At 37.4% G+C, this 24,687-nt stretch carries 21 protein-coding genes, 1 pseudogene and 1 riboswitch; of the genes and pseudogenes, 4 read left to right on the top strand and 18 right to left on the bottom strand.

What is annotated here, in order from left to right; all coding sequences use genetic code 11:
* Positions 1-156 precede the first annotated feature (156 nt).
* The 6 genes from pruA to pcrB all read right to left on the bottom strand — a co-directional run bounded on the left by pruA (position 157) and on the right by pcrB (position 8,894).
* Positions 157-1,704, bottom strand: coding sequence for an L-glutamate gamma-semialdehyde dehydrogenase (pruA, locus tag B5P42_RS24065; RefSeq protein ID WP_002124887.1), 1,548 nt, complete (start codon positions 1,702-1,704; stop codon positions 157-159).
* Positions 1,705-1,857: 153 nt separating this feature from the next.
* The gene (locus B5P42_RS24060) at positions 1,858-2,628 is read right to left on the bottom strand and encodes a TSUP family transporter (RefSeq protein ID WP_002091347.1); all 771 of its coding nucleotides are present in this window, start codon (positions 2,626-2,628) and stop codon (positions 1,858-1,860) included.
* A gap of 94 nt (positions 2,629-2,722) precedes the next feature.
* Positions 2,723-3,919 carry a CamS family sex pheromone protein gene (locus B5P42_RS24055; protein ID WP_113735435.1) on the bottom strand — a complete coding sequence of 399 codons (1,197 nt, stop codon included), beginning with the start codon at positions 3,917-3,919 and terminating at the stop codon, positions 2,723-2,725.
* Positions 3,920-3,935: 16 nt separating this feature from the next.
* Entirely contained in the window at positions 3,936-5,945 is a 2,010-nt protein-coding gene (gene ligA, locus B5P42_RS24050) for an NAD-dependent DNA ligase LigA (RefSeq protein ID WP_113735434.1), read from the bottom strand.
* 15 nt (positions 5,946-5,960) lie between these two features.
* Positions 5,961-8,192, bottom strand: a complete 2,232-nt coding sequence (gene pcrA, locus B5P42_RS24045) for a DNA helicase PcrA (protein WP_113735461.1) — start codon at positions 8,190-8,192, stop codon at positions 5,961-5,963.
* A 12-nt stretch (positions 8,193-8,204) separates the two neighbouring features.
* Positions 8,205-8,894: a heptaprenylglyceryl phosphate synthase gene (gene pcrB, locus B5P42_RS24040; RefSeq protein WP_113735433.1), complete on the bottom strand. Its 690-nt coding sequence runs from the start codon at positions 8,892-8,894 to the stop codon at positions 8,205-8,207.
* 297 nt (positions 8,895-9,191) lie between these two features.
* Between pcrB and B5P42_RS24035 the strand changes: the two genes are divergently transcribed.
* From B5P42_RS24035 to B5P42_RS24025, 3 genes are all read left to right on the top strand, one after another.
* Positions 9,192-9,569, top strand: a complete 378-nt coding sequence (locus B5P42_RS24035; protein WP_113735432.1) for a YgaP family membrane protein — start codon at positions 9,192-9,194, stop codon at positions 9,567-9,569.
* 220 nt (positions 9,570-9,789) lie between these two features.
* The gene (locus B5P42_RS24030) at positions 9,790-10,635 is read left to right on the top strand and encodes an SPFH domain-containing protein (protein WP_002063557.1); all 846 of its coding nucleotides are present in this window, start codon (positions 9,790-9,792) and stop codon (positions 10,633-10,635) included.
* 15 nt (positions 10,636-10,650) lie between these two features.
* A complete protein-coding gene (locus B5P42_RS24025) occupies positions 10,651-10,815 on the top strand; it encodes a type II toxin-antitoxin system antitoxin (protein ID WP_001085171.1) in 165 nt (54 codons plus the stop codon).
* 36 nt (positions 10,816-10,851) lie between these two features.
* On the opposite strand, the gene purD is transcribed toward B5P42_RS24025, so the two are convergent.
* From purD to purE, 12 genes are all read right to left on the bottom strand, one after another.
* The gene (gene purD / locus B5P42_RS24020) at positions 10,852-12,123 is read right to left on the bottom strand and encodes a phosphoribosylamine--glycine ligase (protein ID WP_044444269.1); all 1,272 of its coding nucleotides are present in this window, start codon (positions 12,121-12,123) and stop codon (positions 10,852-10,854) included.
* A 221-nt stretch (positions 12,124-12,344) separates the two neighbouring features.
* Entirely contained in the window at positions 12,345-13,880 is a 1,536-nt protein-coding gene (purH, locus tag B5P42_RS24015) for a bifunctional phosphoribosylaminoimidazolecarboxamide formyltransferase/IMP cyclohydrolase (RefSeq protein ID WP_113735431.1), read from the bottom strand.
* Between the two features lie 24 nt (positions 13,881-13,904).
* The gene (gene purN / locus B5P42_RS24010; RefSeq protein ID WP_002124872.1) at positions 13,905-14,492 is read right to left on the bottom strand and encodes a phosphoribosylglycinamide formyltransferase; all 588 of its coding nucleotides are present in this window, start codon (positions 14,490-14,492) and stop codon (positions 13,905-13,907) included.
* Positions 14,489-15,529, bottom strand: a complete 1,041-nt coding sequence (purM, locus tag B5P42_RS24005) for a phosphoribosylformylglycinamidine cyclo-ligase (protein WP_002167056.1) — start codon at positions 15,527-15,529, stop codon at positions 14,489-14,491. The genes purN and purM overlap by 4 nt, the downstream gene beginning before the upstream one ends.
* Positions 15,530-15,629: 100 nt before the next feature.
* The gene (purF, locus tag B5P42_RS24000; RefSeq protein ID WP_002124870.1) at positions 15,630-17,045 is read right to left on the bottom strand and encodes an amidophosphoribosyltransferase; all 1,416 of its coding nucleotides are present in this window, start codon (positions 17,043-17,045) and stop codon (positions 15,630-15,632) included.
* On the bottom strand, positions 17,030-19,249 hold the full coding sequence (gene purL, locus B5P42_RS23995; protein WP_113735430.1) for a phosphoribosylformylglycinamidine synthase II: 2,220 nt from the start codon (positions 19,247-19,249) through the stop codon (positions 17,030-17,032). The genes purF and purL overlap by 16 nt, the downstream gene beginning before the upstream one ends.
* Positions 19,233-19,916 (bottom strand): phosphoribosylformylglycinamidine synthase subunit PurQ, encoded by a 684-nt coding sequence (gene purQ / locus B5P42_RS23990; RefSeq protein ID WP_002140189.1) that lies wholly within the window; start codon positions 19,914-19,916, stop codon positions 19,233-19,235. The genes purL and purQ overlap by 17 nt, the downstream gene beginning before the upstream one ends.
* Positions 19,913-20,167, bottom strand: coding sequence for a phosphoribosylformylglycinamidine synthase subunit PurS (gene purS, locus B5P42_RS23985; protein ID WP_000278823.1), 255 nt, complete (start codon positions 20,165-20,167; stop codon positions 19,913-19,915). The genes purQ and purS overlap by 4 nt, the downstream gene beginning before the upstream one ends.
* Positions 20,160-20,879 (bottom strand): phosphoribosylaminoimidazolesuccinocarboxamide synthase, encoded by a 720-nt coding sequence (gene purC / locus B5P42_RS23980; RefSeq protein WP_002029482.1) that lies wholly within the window; start codon positions 20,877-20,879, stop codon positions 20,160-20,162. Before purC ends, purS begins: the two co-directional genes overlap by 8 nt.
* Before the next feature lie 88 nt (positions 20,880-20,967).
* Complete coding sequence (gene purB, locus B5P42_RS23975) at positions 20,968-22,275, bottom strand: adenylosuccinate lyase (protein ID WP_002139387.1); 1,308 nt, start codon at positions 22,273-22,275, stop codon at positions 20,968-20,970.
* Positions 22,272-23,423, bottom strand: coding sequence for a 5-(carboxyamino)imidazole ribonucleotide synthase (gene purK / locus B5P42_RS23970; RefSeq protein WP_002140188.1), 1,152 nt, complete (start codon positions 23,421-23,423; stop codon positions 22,272-22,274). Before purK ends, purB begins: the two co-directional genes overlap by 4 nt.
* Entirely contained in the window at positions 23,420-23,905 is a 486-nt protein-coding gene (gene purE, locus B5P42_RS23965) for a 5-(carboxyamino)imidazole ribonucleotide mutase (RefSeq protein WP_002167058.1), read from the bottom strand. Before purE ends, purK begins: the two co-directional genes overlap by 4 nt.
* Before the next feature lie 110 nt (positions 23,906-24,015).
* Positions 24,016-24,117: riboswitch (purine riboswitch) on the bottom strand.
* 298 nt (positions 24,118-24,415) lie between these two features.
* On the opposite strand from purE, the pseudogene B5P42_RS32910 reads away from it, so the two are divergent.
* Positions 24,416-24,669, top strand: a pseudogene (locus B5P42_RS32910) (hypothetical protein).
* Positions 24,670-24,687 lie beyond the last annotated feature (18 nt).

Here is a 24,687-nt window from a genome sequence, read left to right as displayed (position 1 = left end):
CATGTTTATCCCGATATTAATAGGGTTTAACTAATTCAAAAGAACAAATAGTAATATTTGGAAACTTTTTCTTGATTGAAATTAACTAGCTTCTATTAGAGAGTTTCTCAAAAAGAAAAGATCTTCACAGTCTGTGAAGATCTTTTCTACTATTTCTTATAAAGTTTCAGAAGTAGTTTTTGCTTGCATGTGAAGTGCTAAGTAGTCAGGACCACCAGCTTTAGAGTCTGTACCAGACATGTTAAAGCCACCGAATGGTTGGTAACCTACGATTGCACCAGTACATCCACGGTTGAAGTATAAGTTACCAACGTGGAAGTCTTCACGTGCTTTTTCAATATGGTCACGGTTGTTAGTAACAACTGCTCCTGTTAAACCGTATTCTGTATTGTTTGCAATTGCAAGTGCATGATCAAAGTCTTTTGCTTTACAGAATGCTACTACTGGTCCGAAGATTTCTTCTTTCATTAAGCGAGCATCTTCTGCAACGTCAGCAACGATTGTTGGTTGGATGAACCAGCCTTTAGAATCGTCTCCTTCGCCACCTGATACGATTTTACCTTCTTCTTTACCAATTGCAACATAGCTCATTACTTTATCGAATGCAGCTTGGTCATTAACAGGTCCCATGTTAATATCTTTTGCATCTGGGTTACCTACTGTTAATTCTTTTGTTAATTCAACAGCACGATTTAATACATGATCGTATACATCTTCATGGATTACTGCACGAGAACATGCAGAACATTTTTGTCCTGAGAATCCGAATGCTGATGCAACAATAGATTTAGCTGCTAATTCAAGATCTGCCTCTTTATCAACAACGATTGTATCTTTACCGCCCATTTCAGCGATAACACGTTTTAACCAAATTTGTCCCGGGTTTACTTTTGCTGCACGTTCGTAAATACGAATACCTACATCGCGAGATCCAGTAAAGCTAACGAAACGTGTACGAGGGTGATCTACTAAGTAGTCACCAACTTCAGAGCCATTACCTGGAACGAAGTTTACTACGCCAGCTGGTAAACCAGCTTCTTCTAATACTTCCATAAATTTCGCTGCTACTACAGGAGTTGTACTAGCTGGTTTTAGTAATACTGTGTTACCAGAAACTACAGCAGCTGTTGTCATACCTGCCATAATTGCGAATGGGAAATTCCAAGGAGAAATGATAACACCTACTCCTAATGGAATGTAAGAGAAACGATTATATTCAATTGGACGGCTTTCTACTGGAATACCGTCTTTTAATTTCAACATTTGACGAGCATAATATTCCATAAAGTCGATTGCTTCTGCTGTATCAGCATCTGCCTCATTCCATGGTTTACCTGCTTCTTTTACAAGAATAGCAGAGAACTCATGTTTTCTACGACGAACGATTGCTGCAGCACGGAATAAAATATCTGCACGCATTTCTGGTTTTGACTTTCTCCAAGTTTGGAATGTTGCATCCGCTACTTGCATTGCTTTTTCAGCTAATTCACGGCTTGCTTTTGAAACGCGACCAACAAGTTCCTCTTTATTTGCAGGGTTTACAGAAACAATTTTGTCTTCTGTAGTGATTTTTTCTCCCCCGATAATTAATGGATAGTCTTGTCCAAGATAAGATTCTACTTTCTTTAAACCCTCTTCAAACGCTAATTTGTTAGCCTCTACTGAAAAATCTGTAAATGGCTCATGTTTGTATGCTACTACCATCTTTTTAGCCTCCCCTTAGAAAAACGTTTACATTTTACAACATTATTCTACACGATAATTTAGATTTATTCAAATATTCCTAGACTTATATTTTAAAAATTAATAAATTTTTAAAATATAATAAAAAAAAGAGATTCATACATACGTATGAATCTACAAAATATGAGTATATTCCAAAACATTTTTCCCGATTAATAAAATAGTAACTAATAAAAATAAAGTCCTTACATATCCAATACCTTTTTGAACTGCAAACTTCGATCCAAAATAAGCACCTAAAATCATTGATAATCCCATAATTATACCGTATTCAAAATGAATCACATCTAAAAATAAAAAAGTAATTAAAGATACGATATTACTAACGAAGTTCAAAAGTTTTCCAGATGCTGCCGCTTGAATAAAATCCAGACCAATTAATAAAAATGCAAAAATTAAAAAGGATCCTGTCCCTGGTCCAAAAAATCCATCATAAAATCCTATCATTAAAATAACAAAGAAAAACATTAATGTTTTTCCTTTTGTCATCTTTTTATAGGTAGATGCACTTCCCCAATCTTTTTTCGCAATAATATAAATGGCAATAAAAACCAACATTACGAGCACTAGTGGACGCAAAATATCAGGCGGAATAAACTTTACTACTAAAGCCCCTGCGACTGCTCCAATAATAGTTAACGGGATTAACTTTCCTACAATCCGAAAATCCACCTTGCCTGATCGAATAAAATAAATTGTACTCGTAAGCGTCCCCATCGTTGCAGCTAATTTATTCGTTGCGATTGCCGAAGCTGGTGATAAACCAACAAACATAAGTGCAGGAAGCGAAATTAACCCTCCTCCTCCAACAACCGAATCAATAAAAGCAGCTAAAAACCCGAATGCAATTAATAAAATAATGACTTGAAAGCTTAGTTCTTCCATGACTTTGCCCCTTACCCCTTTATTTGTAACATTTAAAATTATAACAAAATTTTTCAAGAAAAAAAGCTGTTCCTTTATGGAACAGCTCTCATCTTTAATCTAAAATTTTCACAAACGGTTCATCTTGCTTCGCTTCACGTATAATAATTGCTTCTGGACGTTCTACAGATTTAATTGTTACTTGTACTTTCATATAATTCGGGAAGTATTCCATAACAAGTCCAGCTACATATTGTGTAAAACCAATTACTTCAGCTTTCCCATTGAATTGGACAGGAATATCGAGCTTCATTTCTTTTAATTCATCATCTCTATACATTCCAGTACCGATAACAGCTGTATAATCGCCTTGGAAATACTCACTTAACTTCGCTTTAAAGTTTGACACCCTTGCAAGGTCTTCACGTTTATTATCCGCTTTTGCTTGTTCAGACGGGAACAAATAATATTTCTCATTGATTGGTTTCCAATCCTCAACCGTTTCACTACCTTTTTCTACCTTAGCATAAGAAACAAAATTCCCTGGTACAAGCGAAGACTTTGGACCTTGACGATAAATCGCAAATGTAACCGGAATATTTTTTATTTCAGGCTTTTTTTGCTGCATTACTTTCAAGATTTCTTGGGCCATCCTTTTCCCTTCAGCTAACATTTTTACATCTGGAATTGCAGCCTCACGCGGATAACCATGCTCTTCCTCATAATATTGAACAGAATTCATCGCTAATCCAACTACAATGCCACCACGTTCAACATCGTTCTCACCTTTTCTTACATAATAATCATGCTCTAAAATATTTGAGATATACATTGGACTTTTTTTATTCTTTACTTCTAGCGATTCTGATCCTTCACTTAAGGCTGGATTCAACCCTACATTCGGAAATTTAACTGCATCTTTTTTCAACTTGTCCTCTAGCTCTTTTTGTTCAGCGTCTGTACGCTTTCTTTTTACAAGCATTTGAACACTTTGAGTATCTAAAACGTCTCCGCCTTTAAAGAAATAATCTTTCGTGCTAAATGATTCTTTGGCAATACTCATTAATCCTGTTTCAAATTCATCTATATCAAGGCGACTATTTAAACCTTGCACAACTAAACCACGTGCAGATCCTGCATTAAATGGAACCGTTGTCTTATAATATTCATCCGAAATCGAGTATTTCGGGATAACAGCTTGCTCTTTCGCTTTCCCTGATTTCTCAACTGTTTTTTCATCTTTGTTAGAACCAATGCTACACCCACTTACAAGTAGGCTAAGACTTAATACTGCTAACGCTATTTTTTTCATCGTAAGTTTGCACCTCTTACTTATTCAGCTCTTGTAAGAACCTCTCTTCATTCCAAACTTCAACATTGTGCTTCTCTGCTTGCGCTAATTTCGAACCAGCAGCTTCACCAGCAACAACTAAATCCGTACTTTTACTAACACTTCCTGTTACTTTTCCACCTAATGCCTCAATCTTCTTCTTTGCTTCACTGCGTCCCATAACTTCTAATTTCCCTGTTAAGACGACAGTTTTTCCTGCAAAGTACGATTCAACATTTTGTAGATCAGCAACTTTTATACCTTTGTATGCCATGTTCACGCCATACTCTTTAAATTGTTGTAATAGCTCTAATACGTCTTCATTATCGAAATACGTTACAACGGATTGAGCCATTTTTTCACCAATCTCGTTAATTGTTTTTAGTTCTTCTTCCGTTGCTTTCACAAGCTCATCCATCGTTTCGAAATACTCAGCAAATGTACGTGCGGCTTTCGCACCGACGTGGCGAATACCAAGACCGAATAATAATCGCTCTAATGAGTTTTCCTTAGAATTCTCAATTGCTTGTACTAGATTTGTTGCTGATTTTTCACCGAAACGTTCTAGTTGTAATAATTGCTCTTTCGTCAATGAATATAAATCAGCAAACGTACGAATATAATCCGCATCAAAGAGTTGTGTAATTACACGTTCTCCAAGTCCGTCAATATTCATTGCATTTCTTGAAACGAAATGGATTAATCCTTCACGAATTTGAGCGGGACAAGTCGGATTTATACATCGAAGTGCTACTTCTTCTTCTAAACGAACAAGTTCACTCTCACATGCTGGACAATGCGTTGGCATATGATATTCTTCTTCCTCACCAGTACGCTTATCAAAAATAACGTTCACAACTTCAGGAATAATATCTCCAGCCTTTTTCACAACAACGTAGTCACCAATTCGAATATCCTTTTCACGAATTAAATCTTCGTTATGTAAAGAAGCACGACGGACAATAGTTCCGGCTACTCGTACTGGCTCCAGCTCTGCAGTTGGTGTTACAACTCCTGTACGGCCGACACTTAATTCAATCCCTGTTAATCTCGTCACAACTTCTTCAGCTGGGAATTTATAAGCTATTGCCCATCTTGGACTCTTTGCTGTAGTTCCTAAGCTTTCTTGGATAGCAACATCGTCTACTTTTATAACGATTCCGTCAATCTCATAATCAAGATGCGGGCGTTTTTCTTGCCACTCTTCTACATAGGCTATTACGTCTTCAATTGTTTCACATGTACGACGATTTGGATTCGTCTTAAATCCAAGCTCACCTAAGAAATCCAGTGATTCACTGTGGGATGGAATTGTTTTTTCTTCTACATTAGCAAGACCATACACAAACATAGATAAGTTACGCTTCGCTGCAATTTTCGGATCAAGTTGGCGTATCGATCCTGCTGCCGCATTACGTGGATTCGCAAATACATCTTCACCATTTTGCTCTTTTTCCTCATTTAATTTAACGAATGAACGCTTCGGCATATAAGCCTCGCCTCGTGCTTCTAACGTTACTTCTTCATTTAAACGCAGCGGGATAGCTTTAATCGTTTTTAAGTTTTGGGTAATATCTTCACCCGTTATACCATCACCACGTGTTGCTCCTTGAATGAAGCGTCCTTTTTCATAATGAAGTGAAACAGCAAGTCCGTCAATTTTTAATTCGCATATATATCTTACATTCGCATCATCAATTCCCTGATGTACTCTTCGATCAAAATCACGCAAATCTCCTTCATTAAACGCGTTTCCTAAACTTAACATTGGTGATTTATGCGTTACCTTTTCAAATATATCAAGAACAGTCCCCCCAACGCGAATGGAGGGAGAGTCTTCACTCATAAACTCTGGGTTCTCTGCTTCTAATTTTATAAGCTCCTGCATATCACGGTCATATTCCGCATCAGAAACAGAAGGATTGTCTAATACGTGATATTGATAGTTAAATGTATTTAACAAATCACGCAGTTCTTCTATACGTTTTTTGGCTATCTCTTTTGACATATCCTCAGTCCTTTCCTATTGTTTCGTCACAGGTGCAAATTTTGCTAATAAACGTTTAATACCAATTGGGCTTGGGAACGCAATATCTAATTCTTTTGAATCTCCTTCACCCTTTACACTTACAACTGTACCGACTCCCCACTTCTGGTGAGCAGCTTTATCGCCTATTCCCCAGCCAATTTGCTCGCCACCTGTCGTCTTAACAGCCGGACGCGCGAAAGCTGAACGAGAACGTGTTGTAGTTGCGCTTGTCGTTCTTCCTTTTGCACCAAACGAAGTTTCACGCTTCGGTGCTGTTTCGTTTAATGGTTCTACTAATTCTGCCGGAATTTCTGTAATAAATCGAGATGCTGCATTCATACTTGTTCTACCAAATAAAGTACGCATTTGAGCATTGGATAAGTATAGCTCTTCTTCTGCACGAGTAATACCTACATAGGCAAGACGACGCTCTTCTTGCATTTCATCCTCTTCCATAAGAGAACGAGTATGCGGGAATATCCCTTCCTCTAAGCCAACAATAAAGACAACTGGGAACTCTAATCCTTTTGCTGAGTGCATCGTCATTAAAATAACTTCTTCACCAGCAGTTGGATCTTCATCTACACGATCAATATCCGCAACAAGAGCTAAGTCTGTTAAGAATGCAACAAGGCTCTTATCTTCGCTTTGGGATTCAAATGTTTGTGTAACAGATAAAAACTCGTCTAAGTTTTCTAAACGACCTTCTGCTTCTAAAGAACGCTCATTTTTCAACATATCGCGATAGCCTGTCTTCTCAATAACTTCTTCTACTAATTCTGTAACAGATAAATACTCTTGCATATTTACCCAGTTGTGTAATAAACTTGCGAATTCTTTTACTGCTTTTGTTATTTTTGCACTTACACCAACATGCTCAATCTCATCAAATACAGCAGTTAATGAGATTCCGTTTTGCACACCATAATTAATAATTTTATCGATAGAAGTCGCACCAATCCCGCGCTTTGGCATGTTTATAATACGTCCAAAACTAATCTCATCATCTGGATTCCCAATTAAACGTAAGTACGCCAAAATGTCTTTAATCTCTTTACGGTCGTAGAACTTAGTACCTCCGACAATTTTGTAAGGGATATTAGATTTTAGGAAAATCTCCTCAATCATACGAGACTGGGCATTTGTACGATATAACACTGCAAAATCAGTATATTTTCGGTTCCCCATTTGAATATCATCACGAATTTTTTTCGCAACAAAATACGCTTCGTCCTTTTCGGTTGCAGCACGATAATACGAGATTTTGCTTCCAATTTGATTGTCTGTCCATAATTTCTTCGGTTTACGGTTTGAATTCTTTTCAATTACAGCATTAGCTGCATTTAAAATATTTTGTGATGAACGATAATTTTGTTCTAACAAGATAACTTGCGCATTCTCATAGTCTTTTTCGAATGACAAAATGTTAGAAATGTCAGCCCCGCGCCAGCGGTAAATAGACTGATCCGAATCACCAACAACACAAAGGTTTTTAAAACGTGATGCCAAATGTTTAACAAGAAGATACTGAGCTTTGTTCGTATCTTGATACTCATCAACGTGAATATATTGGAATTTACGCTGATAAAACTCTAGTACTTCTGGAATACGTTCAAATAGCTGAATCGTCGTCATAATTAAATCATCAAAGTCTAATGAGTTATTTTTCAAAAGACGTTTTTGATATTCTGTATATACATCGCTCGTTAATTTTTCATATGGATCAGCGGTTGTAATTTTTTTTGCATATTTATCTGCAGATAACAGTTCATTTTTCGCATTGCTAATACCCGCTAAAATAGAGCGCGGCTCAAACTTCTTCGGGTCAATATTGCGCTCCTTCATAATTTTTTTTACTACAGTTAACTGATCACCTGCATCTAAAATCGTAAAGTTACGATTAATCCCAATGCGGTCAATATCACGTCGTAAAATACGTACGCACATAGAGTGGAACGTAGAAATCCAAATATCTTCTGCTTCTGGTCCAACAAGTTTATCAATACGCTCACGCATTTCACGAGCAGCTTTATTTGTAAAGGTAATTGCTAGTACATTCCATGGCGCCACACCTTTTTCACCAAGTAAATACGCAATACGGTGTGTTAACACACGTGTTTTCCCACTACCTGCGCCTGCCATTAATAGAAGTGGTCCATTTGTTGTTTGTACTGCTTTTTGTTGCTGCGGATTTAAACCATTTAATAACTTATCTGTCGTACTCATATGTGCCTGCACCTACTCTCCTTTTACTGCTTTAACTGTTTTTAATGCCGATTTTATATCATCATAAATAATATTTCCAACAACTACTGTATCAGCATACTGCGCCATTTCTTTCGCTTGTTCTGCATTAGAAATACCACCGCCATAATATAGCTTAGCTTGTTTCAATTCTGCTTTTACATTTTTAACAAGCTCAATGTCTCCATACGTCCCGCTATATTCTAAATAGAATATCGGTAAATGTAATAGCTTGTCTGCTAAACGCGCATATGCAATAACGTCATCTTCTGTTAAATCACATTTTGCATCTGTAAGCTGGGCTACTTTCGCTTCAGGATTTAAAACACAATACCCTTCCATGAAAATTTCGTCCCAGTCCATAATATCCCCAAATTCTTTCAATGCCTCGTGATGAACACCAGTTACCCATTCTACTTTTCGGCTATTTAAAACGCTTGGGATGTAATAAAAATCAAATCCTGGTGTAATTGCTTCCACATCAGAAACCTCTAACACACAAGGAACTGCATATCTACGAATGCTAACTAGCATGTGTAATACGTTATCAATTGTAACTCCATCACTTCCGCCGACAATTACCGCGTCTGTTCCTGATTCACAAATCATCTCTAAATGTTCATCGCTTAACTCCTTATTTGGATCAAGCTTAAATACATGTTTCCATTTGGAAATATCGTACATGAAAACACCCTTTCTTTTTCTAATCATATCTATATTCCTACTCAAAAGAGCAGTTAATTTTTATCAGGATTTTTTAAAATTCCTCTTCCACATATTTTCCAGACAAGAGGATTTAGTTTGAAACTTCCTTTTATGCATTCTTTCATTATAACAAAAAAAGCTACTTACACACACGCCCAATCCAACATCTTTTTTAACGTCAAATGTTGGATTACATATCAACAAAATCATACGGGATACTAATAAGAGAAATAGTATTTGCTATTTCGAAGTTCATCCAAAAGGAGTGTTTTTCAAATGAAGCAAAACATCGGTACAATAAATGCTCTAATTCGAATTACACTTGGACTTATCCTCTTCGGTTGTAGTACAGCTAAACTCGTACGCAAACCGTGGTGCACTTGGTCTAAAGTTTTACTATGGATTGGTGCAATGAAAATTGCAGAGGGGATTGTTCGTTTCTGCCCTATTGCTGAAGTATGCAAATTTGGAAAATACATGAATATGGGCGCATTTAAAATGCCTAGCATGAATTTTACTGAAAAAGGACATGCTAAAGAAGAAGTGAATCAAACTTCCAACGATGACAAACCAAAGTCAGATGGAAGTTATGACACTTCTGACAAAGAGATTGAGTCAGCGATTGAAGAATTAATCCTGGCAAAACCGCTTTGAATCATTTGTCACGATGCAAGATGCTCTCAAAGGGACTTAGCTGCTGCAGTGGGCAGCTAAGTCTTCTTTATTTTACCACGAAACAGAACGTACATTCTTGTTTTTACCCTTAAAACGTACATAAAAGATATCAAACAATAAAATTCAGAAAATTAGGTGTAACCCTCTTGCATGTAATGATATAAAAGTGATATCATTTTTATATCAAGGAGGCGATCATATGAAAGAAAAACAAGTATTTTATGTTAATGGATTTCTCGGCGTTATTGGAATTTTAGTTTTAGCCGCTATCGGTGTATTTTGCCTTGTACAAGAAATGTTTGTAATAGCTATTTTAGCTCTCATATTAGCATCTGTTTTAGCTACAGGTATCGGTATCGTTCAACCGAATCAAGCGAAAGTTATTACGTTCTTCGGTAGTTATTTAGGAACAATTCGTCAAAATGGTTTATTTTTAACAATTCCATTCGCTTTTCGTCAAACTGTATCTTTACGTGTTGAAAACTTTAACAGTAAGAAATTAAAAGTAAACGATGTTGAGGGCAATCCAATTGAAATTGCAGCCGTTATCGTATATAAAGTTGTTGATTCCGCAAAAGCAATGTTTGGTGTTGAGCATTACGATCGATTCGTAGAAATTCAAAGTGAAACAGCAATCCGCCACGTTGCTACAAAATATCCTTATGATAATTTCCAAGATGAAACTTGCATCACGTTACGAGGAAATACTGAAGAGATCTCTGAAGAATTAAAGCGTGAGTTAGAAGCACGACTTGAAATCGCTGGCGTAGAAGTATTAGAAACTCGTTTAACACATTTAGCTTACGCAACAGAAATTGCCCATGCAATGCTCCAGCGTCAACAAGCAAAAGCAGTATTAGCTGCTAGAAAAGAGATTGTTGAAGGTGCTGTGAAGATGGCGAAAGATTCAATCCATATGTTAGATGAAGAAGGCGTACTGGAACTCGATGACGAGCGTAAAGCAAATATGGTGAACAATTTATTAGTTGCCATCGTTTCAGATAAAGGTGCGCAACCAGTTATTAATACAGGAAGCCTATACTAAAGGTTGTAAGTGATTATGGCCAAAAAGAAAAGCTTTCCATTACGTATTGATCCTGAATTACACGCAGTCATCGAAAAATGGGCGAATGATGAGTTTCGTAGCGTCAATGCACACATCGAGTATTTACTTCGAGAAATGGCAAAGCAAAAAGGGAAATTAAAAAAAGATAAAGATGCATAAAAATCCCGCTGAGAAATCAGCGGGATTTTTTATACATTAGCTTTTCATCATCTCATGCCCAATTGCACGATATCCTATATCACTTCGGTAAAATAGACCATCACTCTCAATTTTACCGATTTCTTTATATACTTTATCTTTCGCTTCTTGTAAACTATTCGCCTTGCAAGCAACAAATAATACACGGCCACCGTTTGTTACAAAATCACCGTGTTTCATTACTGTCCCCGCATGGAAAACAATCACATCTTGCAGTGCATCTAATCCGTTAATAATTTCACCTTTTTTATACGCTTCTGGATATCCTTTAGAAGCAAGTACAACACCGATAACAGCATCTTCTGACCATTGTAAAGTTAGTTCACTTTCATCTAACACAGAGTTGCATACATCAACTAAATCATTTTCTAAGCGAGGTAATACAACTTCTGTTTCAGGATCACCAAAGCGTGCATTAAATTCAATTACCTTTGGACCATCATTCGTTAAAATAAGACCTGCGTATAAAATACCTGTAAACGAACGGTTTTCTGCAATCATCGCCTTGGCAGTTGGGTGTAATACTGTTTGAATCGCTTCTTGAACTGCTGATTCTGGAATTTGTGGTACTGGAGAATATGCACCCATTCCACCTGTATTTGGACCTTTATCCCCATCAAAAGCGCGTTTATGATCTTGAGCAATTACCATCGGATGTACGGTTGTTCCATTTACGAATGCCATTAATGAAAATTCTTGTCCATCTAGAAACTCCTCAATAACGACCTTCTTGCTTGCTTCACCGAATTTCACATCTTTCAGCATTTCTTTCACAGCTTGTAATGCATCTTCAAGCGTCATTGCTACTGTTACACCTTTACCAGCAGCTAAACCATCTGCCTTAATTACAATCGGTGCACCAACTTTTTGAATATACTTTACTGCTTCTTCATAGTCTGTAAAAGTTTCATATGCCGCAGTTGGAATATCATACTTTTCCATAAGCTCTTTTGTAAAAGCTTTACTACCTTCAATAACAGCAGCCGCTTTATTAGGACCAAATACACGAAGGCCCTCTTCCTTAAAACGATCCACGATTCCGTTCATAAGTGGAATCTCTGGTCCAACGAAAGTTAATTCAACATTCTTCTCTTTTGCAAATAAGACTAATGCATCGAAATCATTCTCATCAATATCAACTGGTGTTGCAACATCTCGCATACCTTCATTACCTGGCGCTACATATACTTTTTCTACCTTTTCAGATTGTGCAAATTTCCAAGCTAAAGCATGCTCACGTCCACCACGGCCAATTACTAAAACATTCATATTTCATCCCCCAATAATTAAATAAGTACAAACTAGAAGCTATGCTCCTAGTTTGTTTTCATATCAATAAAAGGTTAAAAAGGAGGATCAAGAGAACCGAGCAGGTCGAGGCGCATTTGCCAGGAGGACACGGAGTGTAGCTTTCCTACATGAGTACCGCACTGGCATTGCAACGACGACATGCGACAGTTATCTTGACCGGACTTTTTTAACATCCTCTATTAGTGTTTGAAATGACGTACGCCAGTGAACACCATAGTAATCCCATACGCATCTGCCATTTTAATAGAATCTTCATCACGAATCGATCCGCCTGGTTGGATGATTGCTGTAATTCCAGCTTTTGCTGCTTCTTCTACTGTATCTGGCATTGGGAAGAAAGCATCAGATGCAAGTGCGCTACCTTGTGCTTTTTCGCCAGCTTGTGTGATTGCGATTTTTGCAGAACCTACACGGTTCATCTGTCCCGCGCCTACACCAACTGTCATGTTATCATTCGCTAAAACAATTGCATTTGATTTCACATGTTTTACAACTTTCCAAGCTAGTTTTAAATCTTTCCATTCTTGCTCTGATGGTTCACGTTTCGTTGGAATTGAAATTGTGTCCTCATCTAATGATAACGTATCTTCTTCTTGAACAAGAAGTCCACCTTGTACAGAAGTTAGCTTTTTACTTGCACTTGTCGCTTTTTCAATATTTACAGTTAGTATGCGCAAGTTTTTCTTACTTTGCAACACTTCTAAAGCTTCTTGTGAGAACGAAGGAGCGATAACAATTTCTAAGAAAATTTCATGTAACTTTTCAGCTGTAGCTTTATCAATTTCACGATTTGCTGCAATAATACCGCCGAAGATTGATACTGGATCCGCTTCATAAGCACGTGTGTATGCTTCATGAATATCAGTTCCTACGCCAACGCCACATGGATTCATATGTTTTACCGCTACTACTGCCGGTTCTGTAAATTCTTTCACGATGCTAAGCGCTGCATCCGTATCATTGATATTGTTGTAAGATAATTCTTTACCGTGTAATTGTTCTGCATATGCAACAGAAGAAGTTGCTGCGAATGGCGCTTTATAGAACGTTGCTTTTTGATGTGGATTTTCGCCATAGCGTAAATCTTGTTTTTTCTCAAATGTCACCGTTAACGTTTCTGGGCTTTCTTCGCCCATTTGCTTTGTTAAGTAGTTAGAAATTAACGCATCATATGCCGCTGTATGACGGAATACTTTCGCTGCTAATTTACGTTTCGTTTCCTCTGTTACTTCACCGTTCTCTTTCAGTTCTGCTAATACAACATCATAATCTACTGGATCTACAATTACCGATACAAATTTATGATTTTTCGCAGCAGAGCGAATCATTGTTGGGCCACCGATATCAATATTTTCAATTGCATCAGCAAATGTTACATCAGGCTTAGCGATTGTTTCTTTAAATGGGTATAAGTTAACAACAACAAAGTCAATTGGTTGAATACCTAATTCATTCATTTGCGCTACATGCATTTCATTATCACGAACTGCTAATAGACCACCATGAATATTTGGATGTAATGTTTTTACACGACCGTCCATAATTTCTGGGAAACCAGTTACTTCAGAAATACCAATTACTTGCAAGCCGTTTTCTTCTAATAATTTTTTCGTACCACCTGTTGAAATAACTTCAATCCCTTGTTCAAGTAAACCTTTAACAAATTCTACTACTCCTGTTTTATCTGAAACACTTACTAATGCACGCTTTTTCATTTATCCTTCACCCCTGGTTGTATGTTAGTTAACAGTTGGTTTTTTCACAGACTGAACAATTTGATTCACTGTATTTACGTATAATTTATGTTCAACTTGTTGAATTTTCTTTTGTAAGCTTTCTCTCGTATCCCCTTCAGAAACAACTACTGCTTCTTGCGCAATAATTGGACCTGTATCCATACCTGCATCTACATAGTGAATCGTTACTCCGGTTACTTTCACACCCGCTTCTAACGCTTGACCAACAGCATCTTTCCCTGGAAAACTCGGTAGTAGTGATGGATGAATATTAATAATTTTCCCGCCGTACGCTTCTAGTAAAGTCGTTCCAATTAAACGCATATATCCAGCTAAAATAACATAATCAATTTCATACTCTTCTAGCTTTTTTAATATCTCTTTTTCAAACGCTTCTTTTGACTCATATGCTTTCGCTGAAAAGGAAAAACACGGAATATGGTGATAATGTGCCCGTCCAATAGCGCGTGCCTCTGGTTTATCACATACTAATAAACTAATATCTGCATCCAATATTTTGTCTTCTACCGCATTAATGAGAGATTGAAAGTTAGAGCCGCTCCCAGAAGCAAAAACTGCTAATCTACTCATACTTCTGTTCCCTCAATAAAGGTAACACCAGACCCTTGTACAGTGTGTCCAATAATATGAGCTTTCTCGCCTTGTTCCTCAAGAAGACGAACAATATCTTTTGCCTCTTCTTCCTTTACTGCTACTACCATACCAATACCCATGTTAAAAATATTGAACATTTCTTTCTCTTCTAGTTTTCCAACTTCTTGAAGTAAACTAAAAATCGGTTGAACTTGCCAAGATCCTAATTCAATTTCCGCACCGATTCCTTCTGGCAACATACGTGGAATATTTTCAATGAATCCACCACCTGTAATATGTGCCATACCGTATACTTCATGTTTCTTCAATAGTTCTAAAATAGGTTTGACATAAATTTTCGTTGGTTTTAATAATTCTTCACCAAGAGGTAGTTCTAAGCGTCCGTAAATACGATTTAAAGATAGTTCTCCATCTTCTAGTAGCACTTTTCTTACTAAAGAATAACCGTTACTATGAATACCGCTAGATGCTAAGCCAATTAATACGTGACCAGCTTCAATTTTTTCACCTGTTACAATTTTCTTTTTATCAACAATTCCAACTGTAAAACCAGCTAGATCGTATTCTTCCGTAGAATACATTCCTGGCATTTCAGCTGTTTCTCCACCAATTAATGCACAACCAGCTTGGCGACAGCCCTCTGATATACCTTTGACGATGTTTTCAATTTTACTAGGTTCAGCTTTACCACAAGCAATATAATCAAGGAAGAAAAGCGGCTCTGCTCCTTGGACAACAATATCATTTACACACATTGCTACTGCATCAATACCAATTGTGTCATGTTTATCTGCCATAAAAGCGAGCATCAATTTCGTTCCCACGCCATCTGTTCCAGATACTAATACAGGTTCTTCTAATGCAAATTTTGATAGATCAAACATACCTCCAAAACCGCCTAAACCGCCTAGCACTTCTTTTCTCATTGTTGTTTGTACGTGTTTTTTCATGCGAGATACCGCTTCATATCCAGCTTCAATATCTACTCCTGCTTGCTTATATGCATTCGCCATCGTTATTTACACCTCGTCTTTTAATTTCTCCCCATCCAGGGCGGCCGTTTTAAGAAAGAAGCTAGCTTCTACATCAAAAGAAGTAGAAGCTTTTTTCTTCTTATTTCATACTTTCTAAAAGCTCTTGCTCATAATCATAAAGAGCTGTTGGATAGTCTCCATTGAAGTAAGCCATACATAGACCACCGTATTTCCCTTCATATGGGCGTCCAATTGCATCTACTAATCCATCTTCACTTAAAAATGTTAGTGAATCTGCTCCGATGATTTGACGGATTTCTTCTATTGAATTATTTGCTGCGATTAATTCTTTTCTCGTTTGAATATCAATGCCATAGAAGCATGGATACTTAAGAGGTGGTGAAGCAATTCTTACATGGACTTCTGTCGCTCCAGCCTCGCGAAGCATACGAACAATTCGTTTACTTGTCGTTCCTCTTACGATAGAATCGTCAATCATAACAACTCGTTTTCCTTCAACTACGCCTCTTACTGCTGAAAGCTTCATCTTAACCCCTTGCTCACGCAGTTCTTGAGAAGGTTGAATAAACGTACGTCCAACGTAACGATTTTTAATTAACCCTAACTCATACGGAATTCCTGTCGCCTCCGCATAACCAATTGCTGCTGAAATACTAGAGTCTGGTACACCAGTAACAACATCAGCTTCAATAGGAGCTTCCGCCGCTAAACGTTTCCCCATGTTTTTACGTGCTGCATGAACATTAATACCAGCGATATTAGAATCTGGACGTGCAAAGTAAATGTATTCCATACTGCAAATCGCATGGTCTACTTCATTTGTAAAACGATCTACGTGAATTCCTTCATCATTGATAATAAGCAATTCACCAGGTTCTACATCACGAATGTAAGTTGCACCAACTACATCGAAAGCACATGTTTCCGATGCTACAACGTAAGCATCCCCCATCTTTCCAATTGAAAGAGGACGGAATCCATTTGGATCTAGCGCAACGATCATTTCATTTCCAGTTAGTAAAAGATATGCAAACGCACCTTTCACTTTATTTAGAGCCTCTTTTACACTATCAATTAAAGAATCTTTTGTACTACGCTTAATGAGGTGTAAAAGTACTTCTGTATCTGAACTTGTTTGAAAAATACTTCCCTCTGCCTCTAATTCACGACGAAGCATTTTTGCATTAATTAAATTTCCGTTATGAGCTAACGCCATGCTATGATCGGAAAAACGGAATAATAATGGTTGAACGTTAGCAACTTCACTTCCACCAGCTGTTGCATATCGTACGTGTCCAATTGCTGATTTCCCGTTTAATCCCTCTAGCTCACCTCTTGAAAACACTTCTGATATTAAACCTAACCCCTTGTGACCGATGATTTTTTCCCCATTATTTACAACAATGCCTGCGCCCTCTTGCCCACGGTGCTGCAAACTGTGCAATCCGTAGTACGAAACTTGTGCTGCATTTTCATGCCCCCAAATTCCAAAAACGCCACATTCTTCATTTAACCCCTTTATTTCAGCAAGCATGGGATTGCCCCTTTCCAAGCCTTTCTCATTTCATCTACATTTGCTGTAAGTAATACTTCATTTTCTTCATTATGAATTGTTACTTCATTTGTATTTGTCACTTCTCCAACTTGAATTGCTTCAACTGCTTTCTCAAATGCTTCTTTATTTTCGCGTTTTACAGTTATAACGAAGCGAGATTGTGATTCTGCAAATAATACTGCTGTTGCTTCTCCGTCTAATTTCACAGTAGCACCTAAACCGTTAGCACCAATTGCACTTTCAGTAATTGCAACTGCTAAACCACCTTCTGCAACATCATGTGCAGATTGAACAAGGCCAGCTTGAATTGCTGCTAGTACTTGCTTTTGGCGTTTTAATTCTACATCTAGATCGATGCTTGGTGATTGACCGAAAATTTTTCCGTAGATCATTTTCTGTAATTCACTTCCACCAAACTCAGCTTTCGTCTCTCCAATTACATAAACTAAATCGCCAGCTTGTTTAAATTCTTGTGTTGTTACGTGTTTTAAATCGTGTACAAGTCCAACCATCCCAACAGTTGGTGTTGGATATACAGCTTCACCACTACGCTCGTTATACATTGATACATTCCCGCCGATAACTGGCGTTTGTAACTTGCGGCAAGTTTCACTCATACCGTCTACTGATTTCTCAATTTGCCAGAAGATCTCTGGTTTTTCTGGGTTACCGAAGTTTAAGCAATCTGTAATTGCAAGTGGCTCCCCGCCAGAACATACGATATTACGTGCTGCCTCTGCTACTGCAATTTTACCGCCCACTTCTGGATCTAAATAAATGTAGCGAGAGTTACAATCTGTCGTCATTGCTAATCCTTTTTCTGTGCCGCGTACGCGTATAACCGCTGCATCTGAACCTGGTGTAACGATTGTGCTAGTGCGCACTTGATAATCATATTGATCATATACCCACTCTTTACTTGCAATCGTTGGTTGTTGTAATAAAGATAATAACGTTTCTTTATAATCTTCTACTTTTGGTGTTTCCATTTTCATCTGCTGGAACTCAGCAAAGTATGCTGCTTCTTTTGACGGTTTATGATAAATTGGTGCTTCTTCTGCAAGAGCATCCGCCGGTACTTCAGCTACCATTTCGTCTTTATGGAATAGGCGAAGCATTTTATCTTCAGTTACTTTCCCCATCGTAACTGCTGCAAGACCATACTTTTCAAATAAATCTACTATTTCTTGCTCTCTACCTTTTTTCACAACGATTAACATACGCTCTTGTGATTCAGATAACATCATTTCATATGGAGTCATTCCAGTTTCACGCTGTGGTACATCATCTAAGTACATTTCAATACCCATACCTGCTTTACTTGCCATTTCTGCAGAAGATGATGTTAAACCAGCAGCTCCCATATCTTGAATTCCAACAAGTGCATCAGACTGAATAAGTTCTAAACATGCTTCAATAAGAAGTTTCTCCATAAATGGATCCCCTACTTGAACTGCCGGACGCTTCGCTTCTGAGCTTTCAGATAACTCTTCAGATGCGAATGTTGCACCGTGAATACCATCACGACCAGTTGATGCTCCTACGTACATTACTGTATTACCAGCACCATGTGCTTGCCCTTTTTTAATATCTTCATGATTAATTAGGCCTACACACATTGCATTTACAAGTGGATTTCCTTCATAACATGGATCAAACTGTACTTCGCCGCCAACAGTAGGAATACCAATGCAGTTACCGTATCCTGCGATTCCTGCTACTACTTCTTCAAATAAATATTTCACGCGTGGTGATTGTAATTCACCGAAGCGAAGTGAGTTTAATAGAGCTACCGGACGTGCTCCCATAGAGAATACATCGCGAATAATACCACCGACACCTGTCGCTGCCCCTTGATATGGCTCAATTGCAGAAGGATGGTTATGACTTTCCATTTTAAATACAACCGCTTGATTATCACCGATATCTACAATTCCAGCGCCTTCTCCAGGTCCTTGTAAGACACGCTCACCTGTCGTTGGAAACTTACGAAGAACTGGCTTTGAATTTTTATAACTACAATGTTCAGACCACATAACAGAAAATAGTCCCGTTTCTGTATAATTCGGCAAACGGCCTAAAATCTTTTCAACCATGGCAAACTCTTCGTCTGTTAGCCCCATTTCCGCATATATACGCTCTTCTTTAATTTGTGTTGGATTTGGCTCAAGCATTAACGACATATGTTTCCCTCCACTGTTTTAAGATAGATTGAAAGACTTTTAACCCTTCAGCACCGCCAAGTAATTCATCTACAGCACGCTCTGGGTGTGGCATCATACCAAGAACATTTCCTTTTTCATTTACAATACCTGCAATATCTGAAACGCTTCCATTCGGATTTTCTACGTAACGGAATGCGATTTGATTATTCTCTTCTAATTGTTTAAGAGTTGCTTCATCACAATAGTAATTCCCCTCACCATGTGCAATTGGAATATTGATTACTTCATTTTTTTCATATTGTGATGTAAACATAGTTTCATTATTTTCAACACGTAACTGAACCGTACGGCACATAAACTTTAAGTTTTCGTTTCTCATTAATGCTCCTGGTAGTAATCCTGATTCAACAAGAATCTGGAATCCATTACACACTCCTAAAATTGGCTTTCCTTGCTCAGCAGCTTTTTGCACTGCTTTCATTGCGTTAGCAAAGCGAGAAATAGCACCACAACGTAAATAGTCACCGTAAGAGAATCCACCTGGTAGTAAAATTGCATCATATTCATCTAAATTCTCTCTATCGTGCCAAACGTAATCTACTTCTTCACCAAGCTCATCTTTAATTGCATGGAACATATCGACATCACAGTTCGAACCTGGGAATACTATGACTGCAAATTTCACTGTGCGACAACCTCCTCAACTTCATAACGGAAGTCTTCCATTACAACGTTTGCTAATAATTTTTCACACATTTCTTTTACCTTGCTATCCAGATCAGATACTGATTTATCAATTGTTAATTCCATATATTTTCCGATTCGAACGTCTTGTACTTCTGTAAATGAAAGACTATGAAGCGCTCCCTTTACCGCAGTTCCTTGTGGATCTAATACACTTTCTCTTAACGTTACATATACCTTAACTTTATACATGTGAAGCTCCCCCTAAACGTTTTAAAATTTCTTCATATGCTTCTGTTAAATTCCCAAGATCACGACGGAATACATCTTTATCAAATTTTTCATTGCTCGTTTCATCCCATAAACGGCAAGTATCTGGTGAAATTTCATCTGCTAATATGATTTCCCCTTCTTCTGTTACGCCAAACTCTAATTTAAAATCTACTAATCTTACACGACAGCTTGCGAAATGCTCAATCATCACTTGATTGATTTGTAGAGCTGCATCTCGTAATACGCTTACTTGCTCTGGTGTTGCAACATTTAACAAACGAATATGATCTTCCGTTACAAGTGGATCTCCTAAATCATCATCTTTGTAGTAAAATTCTACGATTGGTGTTGTAAGAGCAGTTCCTTCTTCCATTCCTAGTCTTTTTGAAAGACTACCTGCAATTACGTTTCTTGTGACAACTTCTAATGGAATAATACTCACCTTTTTGACAAGTTGTTCTGTATCAGATAACTTCTCCACAAAGTGTGTTTTAATTCCAACTTCTTGTAACTTTCTGAACAATAAAGTTGTAATCTCATTGTTCAAACGACCTTTTCCTGTAATTGTCGCTTTTTTCTCCCCATTGAAAGCAGTCGCACTATCTTTGTACTCTACCCAAACCATATCTGCTGCTTCTGTACGATAAATTCTTTTTGCCTTACCTTCATACAGCAATTCTAGCTTTTGCATTTCGCAAGCCCCCTGTAGTTTGAAAAATGTGAATAATATTTTTATAAAGAATGGCACAGAATGACTCTATTCTGTGCCATATGAAATTTTACGCTTCGTTTAATCCAAGGCGTTCAAAGATTGTATCAACGTGTTGCATATGATGTTCATAATTGAAACATTCGTTAATTTCTTCTTGCGTTAACTTACTTGTAATACGCTCGTCAGATTCTACAAGCTCTTTAAATTGTACTTGTGTTTCCCAAGCTTCCATTGCTTTAGGCTGTACGATATCATAAGCTTCTTCACGTACCAGACCTTTGTCAATTAGTGTAAGCATTACGCGCTGAGAGTAAATTAAGCCGTATGTTCTTGTCATATTGCGTTTCATATTCTCTGGGAATACAGTTAAGTTTTTAACGATATTACCAAAGCGATTTAACATGTAATTTAACGCGATTGTAGCATCTGGTAAAATTACGCGTTCTGCAGAAGAGTGAGAGATATCACGCTCATGCCATAACGGAACATTCTCGTAAGCTGTCATCATATAACCGCGGATAACACGAGCTAAACCAGTCATATTTTCAGATCCAATTGGATTACGTTTATGCGGCATTGCAGAAGAACCTTTTTGACCTTTTGCGAAAGCCTCTTCAACTTCACGTGTTTCACTCTTTTGTAAACCACGAATCTCAACTGCCATCTTTTCAACAGATGTTGCGATTAGTGCAAGTGTTGACATGTAATGTGCATGACGATCACGTTGCAATGTTTGTGTTGAAATTGGTGCTGCTTCTAATCCTAAGTTTTCACAAACATACTTTTCTACGAATGGATCAATATTTGCATATGTACCAACCGCACCAGATAATTTACCAACGCGAACTGTATCAGCAGCTTGTTTGAAACGCTCTACGTTACGTTTCATTTCTTCATACCAAAGACCAAGTTTTAAACCAAATGTTGTTGGCTCTGCATGTACACCGTGTGTCCTTCCCATCATGATCGTGTATTTATGCTCTTTCGCTTTATTAGCTAAAATACTAACAAAGTTTTCTAAGTCTTTTAACAAGATTTCATTTGCTTGTTTTAAGATATAAGATAACGCTGTATCTACTACGTCTGTAGATGTTAAACCGTAATGAACCCATTTACGTTCCTCGCCTAATGTTGGTGTTTCTGATACAGCACGAGTGAAAGCAACTACGTCATGACGTGTTTCTTTTTCAATTTCATAAATACGATCAATATCAAATGATGCATGTTCACGAATTTTTTTCACATCTTCTTTTGGAATATCGCCAAGCTCAGCCCATGCTTCACACGCTAAAATCTCAACTTCTAACCACGCTTTAAATTTGTTCTCTTCCGTCCAAATCGCACCCATTTCAGGGCGTGTATAACGATTAATCATCTTTTTCCCTCCAACAGTTGTTCTTGATGGTCCCAAATATGCAAACTCTTCGCTTTTTCTAGAGCGACTTCAATATTATCATTTAAAATATTAACATGCCCCATTTTTCGCTGTGCTTTTGCTTCTTCTTTTCCATACAAGTGTAAATAGCACCCGGTTAGTCTATTCACTTGTCCTAGGACCCCTTCTATATGTTCGCCTAAAATGTTAACCATGACAACTGGTTTTAACAAATTTGTTTCTCCAAGAGGTAAATTACAGATTGCTCGAATATGTTGACCAAATTGACTCGTTTCACATGCATCCTGTGTATAGTGTCCTGAATTGTGAGGTCTTGGTGCTAATTCATTAATGTAAATCTCACCGTCAGCTGTAGCAAACATCTCTACCGCTAGTGTTCCCACAAGTTCTAGTTCATCCGCAAGTACCTTTGCGTAAGCAATTGCTTTTTGAGAAAGTTCTTCTGTAATGCGGGCTGGAACGATAGATTCATGCAAAATGTTATTTACATGAATATTTTCCGCTACCGGAAATACTTTCGTTTCACCACTTACACTACGAATTACAATAACTGATACTTCTTTTTCAAAAGGCACCCATTTTTCTAGAATGCACTCTGCTTTATTAGTAAGTTCTTTTGCTCTCACAACATCAGCTTCACTCTTTAAAACCACTTGCCCTTTACCATCGTATCCACCTGTCGTTGTTTTTAAGACAGAAGGGAAAGATAACTCTTTAATTGCTTCTGTAAGTTGATCTTGATTTTGAACCAATCTATACGATGCTACTGGTAACCCAGCTTTTTCAATTGCATTCTTTTCTGTAAAACGATTTTGCGTTTTATTTAACAACTGACTACCTTGTGGTAAGTAAGCATGTTTTTCAAGCCATTGTAAACATCTATAATCAATATTCTCAAATTCATATGTGACAACGTCGCTTATCTCTGCTAAATGCTGAATTGCTTTTAAATCGTCATATGGTGCAACGACTTCAACATCAGCAACTTGTGCACATGGTGAATGCTTTGTAGGATCTAAAACAGCAATTTTATAACCCATTTCCTTAGCTGCCAACGCCATCATTCTTCCAAGCTGGCCGCCTCCAATAATGCCGATTGTTTTTCCAGGTAAAATGATTCTCGTCATACTAGCTCACTACCTTCACGCACAGTTTTCTCAATAGCTTCTCGTCTCAACTCTAATGCATCATGTATATCATCATGAAATGATCCAAGTATTTGTGCAGCAAGTAATCCAGCATTCGTTGAACCAGCCTTACCAATTGCAACAGTTGCAACTGGAACCCCTCCTGGCATTTGGACGATGGATAATAACGAATCTAGGCCGTTTAACGCCTTTGATTGAACTGGAACACCAATTACAGGAAGATTTGTCTTCGCTGCAACCATTCCTGGTAAATGCGCTGCTCCACCAGCTCCAGCAATAATAACTTTTACTCCACGTTCACGAGCTGTTTCTGCATATTCAAACATATAATCCGGAGTCCGATGAGCGGATACAACTTTTTTCTCATACGGTATATTTAATTCATCTAAAATGTCACAAGCATATTTCATTGTTTCCCAGTCTGACGTGCTTCCCATTATGACTCCAACTAGTGATTTCATATTAGAATCCCCCCGATTCAAATAAAAAAAGCCTGAAATAGAACAGTTTCTCTTTTACTATGAGAGAAAGTGCTCTACTCAGGCATACGTATCCCTTGTGAATAGAAAAATACCGAGTGACTTTCCCTCATAGTCTAACGAATAACGGTCGTTAGGTAGAGACTTGCAGGCCATATCCCCGCGATTATATGAGGTCTTATATATTATTGTTTCTATGGCTATATTAACAATATTTCATAAACAATGTCAATAAATAATCGAATGTTTTTTTATTAGTCATCGATAACGTTCGTGTTTTAGTTATATTCAAAAGAAGAATTGCAACTATATGCAAGAAGGAAAGGGAATTAGAATATATATTTCTAGAGATCTATTTTACGTATAACTATTTATATAATACTTCAGTATGTTTTAATCAATATATATACTCTCTTGTATTCTATACATCAATAGAACTTATATTATAACGATTTAATTTCTAAGGAGGAATAACCGTGAAAAAAAATAACTGTGCTATTATCCTATTTATTTTTCTCTATCGCAGTAATTGCTGTAATTATTGAATGGTTATTTATATCATCCCATTTTTTCTACTCTCATTATTATGATAGAAATAATCTTTCCTATTCTTAGGGATTATTTTAAGAGCATTCGAAAAATCCGGAGCACAAAAAATCATTACCATTATTTTAAACTGCCTCTATTTCATTATTTTTTCGTCTTTAGGGTTATTAAATTTACGGATTTTAACATTCAGTACATAAAAATAAACACAAAAAAAC

The organism is Bacillus sp. SRB_331 (assembly GCF_003264175.1).
GTDB lineage: Bacteria > Bacillota > Bacilli > Bacillales > Bacillaceae_G > Bacillus_A > Bacillus_A mycoides.
This window is presented reverse-complemented; position numbering and strand designations above follow the sequence as displayed.

Coding starts and splice junctions, on each gene's coding strand:
- pruA (WP_002124887.1), bottom strand. CDS start 1,704: ATGGTAGTAGCATACAAACATGAGCCATTTACAGATTTTTCAGTAGAG.
- B5P42_RS24060 (WP_002091347.1), bottom strand. CDS start 2,628: ATGGAAGAACTAAGCTTTCAAGTCATTATTTTATTAATTGCATTCGGG.
- B5P42_RS24055 (WP_113735435.1), bottom strand. CDS start 3,919: ATGAAAAAAATAGCGTTAGCAGTATTAAGTCTTAGCCTACTTGTAAGT.
- ligA (WP_113735434.1), bottom strand. CDS start 5,945: ATGTCAAAAGAGATAGCCAAAAAACGTATAGAAGAACTGCGTGATTTG.
- pcrA (WP_113735461.1), bottom strand. CDS start 8,192: ATGAGTACGACAGATAAGTTATTAAATGGTTTAAATCCGCAGCAACAA.
- pcrB (WP_113735433.1), bottom strand. CDS start 8,894: ATGTACGATATTTCCAAATGGAAACATGTATTTAAGCTTGATCCAAAT.
- B5P42_RS24035 (WP_113735432.1), top strand. CDS start 9,192: ATGAAGCAAAACATCGGTACAATAAATGCTCTAATTCGAATTACACTT.
- B5P42_RS24030 (WP_002063557.1), top strand. CDS start 9,790: ATGAAAGAAAAACAAGTATTTTATGTTAATGGATTTCTCGGCGTTATT.
- B5P42_RS24025 (WP_001085171.1), top strand. CDS start 10,651: ATGGCCAAAAAGAAAAGCTTTCCATTACGTATTGATCCTGAATTACAC.
- purD (WP_044444269.1), bottom strand. CDS start 12,123: ATGAATGTTTTAGTAATTGGCCGTGGTGGACGTGAGCATGCTTTAGCT.
- purH (WP_113735431.1), bottom strand. CDS start 13,880: ATGAAAAAGCGTGCATTAGTAAGTGTTTCAGATAAAACAGGAGTAGTA.
- purN (WP_002124872.1), bottom strand. CDS start 14,492: ATGAGTAGATTAGCAGTTTTTGCTTCTGGGAGCGGCTCTAACTTTCAA.
- purM (WP_002167056.1), bottom strand. CDS start 15,529: ATGGCGAATGCATATAAGCAAGCAGGAGTAGATATTGAAGCTGGATAT.
- purF (WP_002124870.1), bottom strand. CDS start 17,045: ATGCTTGCTGAAATAAAGGGGTTAAATGAAGAATGTGGCGTTTTTGGA.
- purL (WP_113735430.1), bottom strand. CDS start 19,249: ATGTCGTTAATGCTTGAGCCAAATCCAACACAAATTAAAGAAGAGCGT.
- purS (WP_000278823.1), bottom strand. CDS start 20,167: ATGTATAAAGTTAAGGTATATGTAACGTTAAGAGAAAGTGTATTAGAT.
- purC (WP_002029482.1), bottom strand. CDS start 20,879: ATGCAAAAGCTAGAATTGCTGTATGAAGGTAAGGCAAAAAGAATTTAT.
- purB (WP_002139387.1), bottom strand. CDS start 22,275: ATGATTAATCGTTATACACGCCCTGAAATGGGTGCGATTTGGACGGAA.
- purK (WP_002140188.1), bottom strand. CDS start 23,423: ATGACGAGAATCATTTTACCTGGAAAAACAATCGGCATTATTGGAGGC.
- purE (WP_002167058.1), bottom strand. CDS start 23,905: ATGAAATCACTAGTTGGAGTCATAATGGGAAGCACGTCAGACTGGGAA.